This window comes from Mesorhizobium sp. (assembly GCF_024509055.1).
Taxonomy (GTDB): domain Bacteria; phylum Pseudomonadota; class Alphaproteobacteria; order Rhizobiales; family Rhizobiaceae; genus Mesorhizobium.
Genome location: NZ_JANINM010000010.1, coordinates 1 through 7,586 on the forward strand (window position 1 = coordinate 1; position 7,586 = coordinate 7,586).

The following is a 7,586-nucleotide window of genomic DNA, read 5'->3' on the forward strand; positions in this document are numbered from 1 at the left end:
GCAAGCTGGTCGGCATGGACATCGTCGAGATCGCGCCGGCGCGCGACGTCAACGAAATCACATCGATGACCGCTGGGCACATCATCCTCAACGTCATCGGCGCCGCCGTGCGCGCCGGTTACTTCAAGCGATAGGCCGCTATGGGACGTCAGCCGGACAACCGGCTGACATCGTTGTTTCATTAGGTCTTAGACCGTGTTCGGGCGCGCGCACGAAAAATCTTGACGGCAAAGGCCGGGGGGTTGCTACTGAAAGCAGCCCAACCGGAGAGTCAGATGTTCGGTGCCATTCCGCTGCTGATCGTACCCTTCGTCCTGTACAATCTCGGACTGCTGGGACTGTTCGGCGGCGGCGACGATCCATGGACGACGGAACTGTTTTCGTTCCGCATGATGTCGGGCGGCACCTTCTCGATGACGCTCGGCGACGTGATGGTGCTGATCGGGCTAGTCTTCCTGTTCATCGAGATCTCGAAATCGGTGCGCACGACCAATGCGTCGATCATGGACCATCTGCTCTCGACGCTGGTCTTCATCGCCTTCCTGGTCGAGTTCCTGCTGGTCAAGGGAGCCGCGCATTCCGTCTTCTTCACGCTGACGATCATTGCGCTCTTCGACGTGCTGGCCGGCTTCTCCGTGTCGATGCGGTCGGCCAGCAGGGATATCAACCTCAACTAGTGGTTCCAGGCAGCCTCAGCCCGGGTCGGCCGCGAATCCGGCGGCTTCGATGCCGGCGATGGCCGCGGCCTCGTCATTGTCCGAGGTGTCGCCCGAAATGCCGACCGCGCCGATAACGGCGCCTGCCTGGTCGCGGACCAGTACGCCGCCGACGACCGGCAGGACGCGGCCGCCCGAGACATCGGAGATGCCGGCTACGAGGTGAGGCCGTTCCTTGGCGAAGGCTTCGACGCGGCGCGAGCCCATGCCGACGGCAAGCGCGCCAAAGGCCTTGCCGGCGGACATTTGCGGCCGCAGGAACGAAGCGCCATCCTGGCGCTGGAAGGCGACGAGATGGCCGCCGGCATCGAGGACCGACACGCCCAGCGGTTTCAGCTTGAGCTGGGCGCCCTTGGCAAAGGCGGCGTCGATGATTTGCGTGGCTTTGGCGAGAGTCAGCGCGGTCATGGCAATCTCCTGGTTGAACGTCCCATCATCGACCGCATCCTGCGACCGCGAAAACCGCGGTCCAGCTTGAAACAGCTTTGCGTAAGGATCGAATGAGGGGCTTGGCGTCTGGGGGGTACGTGCCGGAGAGATATGGAGCCGCGGTTGGACGGCGTCCAGTCCAGCCATCGAAAAGATGTTGTCAGCCGGCGGCCGCCTCGGCCTGACGCGCGACGACCGCTTCATAGGCGGCGCGCAGCTGCGCGCGCACGCCTGGCGTGCCTGGCGGCGTCTTCATCGGAGCGCCGAGATGCTCGTGGCGCAACTCATCCATGAACCGATCCCATAAAGGCGGGCCGCCTTTTTCGAGAAGCTCGGCGCGGATCGAAAGCTCTTCGCTGACCGGTAGCCATACCCGCCCCCAAGCACCCAACTGCGCCATGATCGGAACCAGCGTGATCGCCATCTCGGTCAGGCTGTAGATGGCCTTCTGCTTGTGGCTTGGGTCGTCCGCCTTGGTCAGCAGGCCGAGCTCCATCAGTCGCCGCAGCCGGTCCGCCAGGATGTTGGAGGCGATGCCTTCCAGGGAACCGTTCAGCAACTCCCTGAAGTGACGCCTGCCGCCAAAGATCATGTCGCGCAGGATGATCAGGCTCCAGCGGTCGCCGAAGACCTCGAGCGACAGATTGATAGGGCAGCCGGACCGGTGCTCGTTGCTCATGCGATTCTCCGAAAAACCGGTTGCATTATGATATCAGTCTGATTATCATGCAACTGATTGCAAAATGCAATCGGATATCTGTCTTGACGCAACCAGTTGGTCGCAATAGTGAAGTAATTACTTCAGTATTGATCATGCGCCCAACCATGGAAGGAGCCAGGAATGTCCCTGACGCTGCATTTTCATCCCCTGGCGTCCTTCTGCTGGAAGCCGCTGATTGCCTTCTATGAGAACGACACCCCATTCACTCCGGTCATCGTCGATCTCGGCGACGAGCAGTCGCGAGCCGCCTTTCTGAAGGTGTCGCCGACCGGCAAGATGCCCGCCTTGCGGGATGACGCGCGGGACCGCACGGTGCTGGAATCGACCATCCTCATCGAGTATCTCGCCGCTTATTATCCCGGGCCGGTCGACCTGATCCCCGCCGATACCGACCTTGCCATCAAGGTCCGCCAGGCCGACCGTTTCTACGATTTATACGTGCAGGAACCGATGCAGAAAATTGTCGGCGACAGGTTGCGGCCGAAGGACAAGACCGATCCTTTCGGGGTCGAGCAGGCCCGCGCGCAGCTTCGCAATTCCTACGAGATCATCGAACAGGAGATGCAAGAGAAGACCTGGGCCGTCGGCGAAACCTTCACCATGGCTGACTGCGCTGCCTCCCCGGCGTTGTTCTACGCCAACAAGGTCGAGCCTTTTGGCGACAAATTCCCTGCCGTTAAGCGCTACCATGATCGCTTGCTGGAGCGGCCGGCCTTCGCCCGCGTGATCGACGAAGCGCAGCCCTATTTCAAGTTCTTCCCTTACAACAACGGGTAGCGACCGATGCTGCACAACCCCGCCCAGCTCGACCTGATGTTCCAGGCGCTTGCCGATCCCGCCCGGCGCGGCATGGTAGAGCGCTTGTCACGCGGGCCGGCATCAGTCAGCCAGTTGGCCGAGCCGCTGGCGATGTCGCTGTCGGCGGTAGTGCAGCATCTCAACGTGCTCGAGGCAAGCGGGCTCGTGCGCAGCGAAAAGCTCGGCCGGGTGCGCACCTGCCGGATCCAGCCGCAGGCACTGCGGGCAGCCGAGAACTGGATCAATGAGCGCCGGTTGGCCTGGGAACGCCGACTCGACCGATTGGGCGACTTTCTGGCCGAGACCGATTAACGCGCGCCGAGGCCGGCGCCGGAAGCCAAGGAGAATGGTCATGAGCAGAGCGGAACTGATCCGCGGCTATTTTGCCGCCTATCTGGCCAATGAGCGTGGTCCGGTCGCCGATGTGCTTGCGGACAACTTCACCTTCACCAGCCCGTATGACGACGCCATCGACCGTGCGACCTATTTTGCCCGATGCTGGCCGGACAGCCCGGTTTTCAGGTCGATCACCATCGAGCGGATATGCGAGGACGCGGATGCAGCCTTCGTCCTCTACCGCTGCGAGACGCTGGACGGGAAGGCCTTCCGCAACACCGAGCTGCACCGTTTCCAGGGCGACAGGCTGCGTTCGGTAGAGGTCTATTTCGGCGCTGGCTATCGCAACGGCGTCTTCATCCCGCAAAAGCCATCGAACTGACCAAGAGGAACGATCCATGACCGAACGATCCGTCGTCCATTCGACTTTCGTCATCGAGCGCGTCTATCCGGCAGCACCCGCCAAGGTCTATTTTGCGCTGAGCGATCCGGCGGCGAAGAAACGCTGGTTCTTCGATCCCGACAATCCGATGCCGAGCCGGCACGAGATGGATTTCCGCGTCGGCGGCAAGGAGGTGAACGCCGGTTGCCCCAGCGACGGGCAGATGCATTTCTTCAATGCGGTGTACCAGGACATCGTGCCGAACCAGCGCATCGTCTACAGCTATGAATTGTTGTTCGGCGAAACCCGCGTCTCGGTCTCGCTTGCGACGATCGAACTGATCGCCGAAGGCGATGGCACGCGGCTCGTCATGACGGAGCAGGGGGCATTCTTCGACGGTCATGACGTGCCGGCCACGCGCGAGCATGGAACAGGCGAATTGCTCGACGCGCTCGGTGCGGCCCTGGCTTCAGGGGCTTGAATTTGCCTTAGCTGCCGGGCGTGCCGATCTCCTCGACTTCCCAGAATTGATCGAGCCAGACATTGAGCCTGAGGAAGCCGGCGGTGCTGACGGTGTAGACGCGCCGTGTGCCCTCGGCCTTGGCATTGACCAGGCCGGCATCGAGCAGGACCCTGAGATGCTGGGAAACCGCCGGGCGTGACACTGGCAATCCGGCCGCCAATTCGTTCACCGTCTTCGGCCCGCGCCGGAGCTCTTCCAAGAGATAACGCCGGTTGGGATCGGCTATCGCCATAAAGGCGTCGGAAAACATCATGCCATATTAGTGGGGCAAAGTTTTCCAAATCTCAACCGTTGGTTTCAACCTTTCTACGTGGATCGAGCCGCAAGGCTTCGGGCGTGACCGCACGATCGGCCGGCTGGGTCTTGAAGGCATCGCGGTTTTCGATCGGCACCGGGGCGCGCGCGCGGATGCGAAGAAGGGTGTAGCCGGCAAGGCTGAGATGCGCGAGCGCGGTTGCGATGAAGAGACCTTCGGGACGCAGCCCCATCAGCGCCGCCCCCAACAGCGGGCCGATCATCGTGCCGAAGCCATAGAGGAGCAGGAGGCCGCCGGAGACCTTCACGAAATCTTCCGCCCGCGCGTGGTCATTGGCGTGAGCGACGGCAATCGAGTAGAGCGTGTAGGCAAACGCGCCATAGGCGGCCGTCAGGACGATGACGAAAATGCCGGACCGAGGCGCGAGCAGGAAGATCATCAGCGCGACCAGCGCCGCGCCGAAAGCGGCGCCCGCCAGCACGAAGCGGCGGTCGGTCGTGTCGGAGAGCCGCCCGGCCGGAAGCTGCATGGCCGCGCCAGCGATGACAACCAGGCTCATCATCAGGGCGATCTCGGCGGTCGGGATGCCGATGCGGGCGCCGTAAACGGCGCCGAGCGTGCCCCAGGCGCCGTTGGCGATGCCGATCAGAAGGCAGGCGACCGCCGACACCGGCGAATTCGCGTACAGGCTTTTGACGTCGAGCTTGACGTCCTGCAGCGGCTTCGGCGTCGACTGCGTCGAGACGGCCGTCGGGATGAGCGAGAGGCAGAACAGGATGCCGGTGATCATGAACAACGATGCCGACATCACGTCGCCGCCGGCAACGATCATCTGGCCGCCCATGATCGAGGCGTAGGTGACCATCATGTAGAGGCCGAAGACGGTGCCGCGGTTCTCGTTGGTGGCCTTCTCGTTGAGCCAGCTCTCGATGACCATGAAGGCGCCGGCCATGGTGAAGCCGGTGAAGGCGCGCAGCAGGATCCAGATATATTCGTTGACGATCAGACCGGTGAGCAGCGCGATGATCGCGCCCGACGCGGCGAAGGCGCCGAAGGCCCTGACATGGCCGGCGCGGCGCACGAGGCGTGGCGCGAAGAAGCAGCCGGCGACGAAACCGCCGGCCCAGGCGGTGCCCATCAAGCCGAGCGAAGCGGTGGAAAACCCCTCCTGCTGGCCGCGCAGGGGCAAAAGCAGGCCGTGCAGCCCAGATGCCGCCAGTAGGAATGCGGTGCCGCGCAGCAGCGAGAGGATCGGCCTGTAGGTTGCAAACATTCTTTGGATCCGGGTGAGACTTCGTCGCGCAGGTCTGACGGACGCATTCGGGCTTTTCGGCGGCGGACGTGCTCCGGTCGCGCGTTATCCGCGCCGGAACAACGCCTCGGCGGCGGATTTAGTGGCGCCCTTGGCGGTCCGTTCGGCCTCCAGCCTGGAGATCTCTTCGCGCAGCAGCACGATTCGCTCGGACAATTCGTCGACGGACAGCAGCGACAGGTCCTGGCCGATCTCGTGCAGGCGCTGCTTCTTTTTGGGTTCGTCGTCGAAGATCGCCATCGTCGCTCCTCCCTCGTCTTGGCCATTTGCCTGATTTGGCAATCAGCATACATAGGGCAGAGGCGCGGATGCAAACAACCGGCGACGAGCCGGTGGCAGGAGACGGACGACCATGGCAAACGGACAGACGATTCCGGCGAAAATGACGGCTGTGGCGATCTCGCAGCCCGGCGGCCCGAGGGTGCTGAAGCCCGAAACGCGCGACGTGCCCGTGCCAGGCCCCGGCGAGGTGCTGATCCGCGTGCATGCCGCCGGCGTCAACCGGCCGGACGTGCAGCAGCGCAAGGGCGCCTATCCGCCGCCGCCCGGCGCCTCGGACCTGCCAGGCCTCGAGGCTGCGGGTGAGATCGCGGCGCTCGGCGACGAGATATCGCGTTGGCGCATTGGCGACCGGGTCTGCGCGCTGACGCCGGGCGGTGGTTACGCCGAGTATGTCAAGGTCCACGCCGGCAGCGTGCTACCGATCCCGGCGGGCTTCACCTATTCGGAAGCGGCCGCTGTGCCGGAGAACTACTTCACGGTCTGGCACAATGTGTTCGAGCGCGGCGGGCTGAAGAGGGGCGAAACGTTGCTGGTGCATGGCGGCTCGTCCGGCATCGGCACCACCGCCATCCAGCTCGCCTCGGCCTTCGGCGCCTATGTCATCACCACGGCCGGCAGCAGCGAGAAATGCGACGCCTGCCTGAAGCTCGGCGCCGACCGTGCGATCAACTATCGCGAGCAGGATTTCGTGGCGGCGGTGAAGGACGCCACCGGCGGCAAGGGCGCCAACGTCATCCTCGATATGGTTGGCGGCGACTATGTCGCGCGCAACTACGACGCGGCGGCCGTCGAAGGGCGTATCGTGCAGATCGCCGTGCAGGCGGGCGCCGTGGCCAGCGCTGACTTCTCCAAGATCATGGTCAAGCGGCTGGTGCATACCGGCTCGACGCTTCGCCCTCGCACGGTCGAGTTCAAGGCGGGCATCGCCGCTGCGCTCGAGGCCCAGGTGTGGCCGCTGCTCGGCACCCGCAAGGTGGCCCCGGTCATGGATATGATCTTCCCGCTGACGGAAGCCTGGCGGGCGCACGAACGGATGGAAGAGGGCGAGCATATCGGCAAGATCGTGCTCGACGTCGGCTAGAAGGCGCGCACATTCAGGTGAGGCCGGCCTGCAAATGATTGCGTCCTGCGCTTCCGGTGCTCACGTACTTTAAGTACGTTCCGCTCCGGTTCTCGGACGCAGCCGTTTTCGGCTCGGCCTGACCTGAATCTCGACCCATGCTGGGGCGGCGCATTTCCCCCAGTCCCAAGCTGAACGGACCGTTAATGCTGCAATGCACAAAACGCATTGCGGCCATGCAAAAGCGTCCGTTCATTTCTTGGGCAAGCTTGCCTATCTAAGCGGCATCAAACGATTTCATCAAACGACTGGAGAAATTCAAATGAACCCGATCCGTGCTTTCCGTAAGTGGCGCATGTACAACGAGACCGTGCGCGAGCTGAACAAGCTGAATGCCCGTCAGCTGAGCGACCTCGGCATCAACCGCGGCGACATCGAGCGCATCGCCCGTCAGGCTATCTGATTGAAGAATGGCCCGGCCTCATGGCCGGACCGAAGCCTCGAAGCAGAGCCGTCGCAGACGCTTGCTCGTCTCCGGTTCCAAGCCCGCTGGACCCCGTCCAGCGGGTTTTGTCTTTTGGGGGTCCGGGACCCCACTGCCAAAAACGTTGCGAAATCGTGACGGAGCGTTTATACAGGCCGCGAATTTCCCATTTTGGTGGCTCTAAAACCACCGCCCGCGCGGGAACGCGGGCGAACGAGAAGGATTTTTGACATGGCCAATACGCTGCTGATGCCCAAGGCGACCGCCGTCTGGCTGGTCGACAACAC

At 63.1% G+C, this 7,586-nt stretch carries 12 protein-coding genes and 1 pseudogene; 8 read left to right on the plus strand and 5 right to left on the minus strand.

All coding sequences use genetic code 11. The features are described from left to right. On the plus strand, window positions 1-134 hold a 134-nt coding region (locus Q0L57_RS00755; protein ID WP_296736429.1), incomplete at its 5' end, for an arginase family protein. Between the two features lie 141 nt (window positions 135-275). Then, window positions 276-677: a hypothetical protein gene (locus Q0L57_RS00760; RefSeq protein ID WP_296736403.1), complete on the plus strand. Its 402-nt coding sequence runs from the start codon at window positions 276-278 to the stop codon at window positions 675-677. Window positions 678-692: 15 nt separating this feature from the next. On the opposite strand, the gene Q0L57_RS00765 is transcribed toward Q0L57_RS00760, so the two are convergent. After that, window positions 693-1,124, minus strand: a complete 432-nt coding sequence (locus tag Q0L57_RS00765; protein ID WP_296736405.1) for a heme-binding protein — start codon at window positions 1,122-1,124, stop codon at window positions 693-695. A gap of 181 nt (window positions 1,125-1,305) precedes the next feature. Beyond that, window positions 1,306-1,824 (minus strand): helix-turn-helix domain-containing protein, encoded by a 519-nt coding sequence (locus Q0L57_RS00770; RefSeq protein ID WP_296736408.1) that lies wholly within the window; start codon window positions 1,822-1,824, stop codon window positions 1,306-1,308. Window positions 1,825-1,986: 162 nt separating this feature from the next. Between Q0L57_RS00770 and Q0L57_RS00775 the strand changes: the two genes are divergently transcribed. Genes Q0L57_RS00775 through Q0L57_RS00790 form a run of 4 tightly spaced genes read left to right on the plus strand, consistent with a single transcriptional unit; the run spans window position 1,987 to window position 3,863 of the window. Further along, window positions 1,987-2,643 carry a glutathione S-transferase family protein gene (locus tag Q0L57_RS00775; protein WP_296736411.1) on the plus strand — a complete coding sequence of 219 codons (657 nt, stop codon included), beginning with the start codon at window positions 1,987-1,989 and terminating at the stop codon, window positions 2,641-2,643. Window positions 2,644-2,649: 6 nt separating this feature from the next. Beyond that, window positions 2,650-2,976, plus strand: a complete 327-nt coding sequence (locus Q0L57_RS00780; RefSeq protein ID WP_296736415.1) for a metalloregulator ArsR/SmtB family transcription factor — start codon at window positions 2,650-2,652, stop codon at window positions 2,974-2,976. Window positions 2,977-3,010: 34 nt separating this feature from the next. Then, window positions 3,011-3,382, plus strand: a complete 372-nt coding sequence (locus tag Q0L57_RS00785) for a DUF4440 domain-containing protein (RefSeq protein ID WP_296736417.1) — start codon at window positions 3,011-3,013, stop codon at window positions 3,380-3,382. Between the two features lie 16 nt (window positions 3,383-3,398). Then, complete coding sequence (locus Q0L57_RS00790; protein WP_296736419.1) at window positions 3,399-3,863, plus strand: SRPBCC family protein; 465 nt, start codon at window positions 3,399-3,401, stop codon at window positions 3,861-3,863. Between the two features lie 7 nt (window positions 3,864-3,870). Here the strand turns inward: Q0L57_RS00790 and Q0L57_RS00795 are convergent, their stop codons facing one another. The 3 genes and pseudogenes from Q0L57_RS00795 to Q0L57_RS00805 form a co-directional block, all read right to left on the minus strand. Beyond that, window positions 3,871-4,158 carry a metalloregulator ArsR/SmtB family transcription factor gene (locus Q0L57_RS00795; RefSeq protein WP_296736421.1) on the minus strand — a complete coding sequence of 96 codons (288 nt, stop codon included), beginning with the start codon at window positions 4,156-4,158 and terminating at the stop codon, window positions 3,871-3,873. 31 nt (window positions 4,159-4,189) lie between these two features. After that, window positions 4,190-5,491, minus strand: a pseudogene (locus Q0L57_RS00800) (MFS transporter); the annotation flags it as partial. A gap of 27 nt (window positions 5,492-5,518) precedes the next feature. Further along, window positions 5,519-5,713 (minus strand): DUF1192 domain-containing protein, encoded by a 195-nt coding sequence (locus tag Q0L57_RS00805; protein WP_296736423.1) that lies wholly within the window; start codon window positions 5,711-5,713, stop codon window positions 5,519-5,521. A gap of 112 nt (window positions 5,714-5,825) precedes the next feature. Between Q0L57_RS00805 and Q0L57_RS00810 the strand changes: the two genes are divergently transcribed. Further along, the gene (locus Q0L57_RS00810) at window positions 5,826-6,836 is read left to right on the plus strand and encodes an NAD(P)H-quinone oxidoreductase (RefSeq protein ID WP_296736425.1); all 1,011 of its coding nucleotides are present in this window, start codon (window positions 5,826-5,828) and stop codon (window positions 6,834-6,836) included. Between the two features lie 301 nt (window positions 6,837-7,137). Then, window positions 7,138-7,278, plus strand: coding sequence for a DUF1127 domain-containing protein (locus Q0L57_RS00815; protein ID WP_296736427.1), 141 nt, complete (start codon window positions 7,138-7,140; stop codon window positions 7,276-7,278). Window positions 7,279-7,586: the final 308 nt, after the last annotated feature.

Excerpts from the sequence above, each read along its gene's own strand:
- Q0L57_RS00760 (WP_296736403.1), top strand. The coding sequence starts at position 276 with ATGTTCGGTGCCATTCCGCTGCTGATCGTACCCTTCGTCCTGTACAAT.
- Q0L57_RS00765 (WP_296736405.1), bottom strand. The coding sequence starts at position 1,124 with ATGACCGCGCTGACTCTCGCCAAAGCCACGCAAATCATCGACGCCGCC.
- Q0L57_RS00770 (WP_296736408.1), bottom strand. The coding sequence starts at position 1,824 with ATGAGCAACGAGCACCGGTCCGGCTGCCCTATCAATCTGTCGCTCGAG.
- Q0L57_RS00775 (WP_296736411.1), top strand. The coding sequence starts at position 1,987 with ATGTCCCTGACGCTGCATTTTCATCCCCTGGCGTCCTTCTGCTGGAAG.
- Q0L57_RS00780 (WP_296736415.1), top strand. The coding sequence starts at position 2,650 with ATGCTGCACAACCCCGCCCAGCTCGACCTGATGTTCCAGGCGCTTGCC.
- Q0L57_RS00785 (WP_296736417.1), top strand. The coding sequence starts at position 3,011 with ATGGTCATGAGCAGAGCGGAACTGATCCGCGGCTATTTTGCCGCCTAT.
- Q0L57_RS00790 (WP_296736419.1), top strand. The coding sequence starts at position 3,399 with ATGACCGAACGATCCGTCGTCCATTCGACTTTCGTCATCGAGCGCGTC.
- Q0L57_RS00795 (WP_296736421.1), bottom strand. The coding sequence starts at position 4,158 with ATGATGTTTTCCGACGCCTTTATGGCGATAGCCGATCCCAACCGGCGT.
- Q0L57_RS00805 (WP_296736423.1), bottom strand. The coding sequence starts at position 5,713 with ATGGCGATCTTCGACGACGAACCCAAAAAGAAGCAGCGCCTGCACGAG.
- Q0L57_RS00810 (WP_296736425.1), top strand. The coding sequence starts at position 5,826 with ATGGCAAACGGACAGACGATTCCGGCGAAAATGACGGCTGTGGCGATC.
- Q0L57_RS00815 (WP_296736427.1), top strand. The coding sequence starts at position 7,138 with ATGAACCCGATCCGTGCTTTCCGTAAGTGGCGCATGTACAACGAGACC.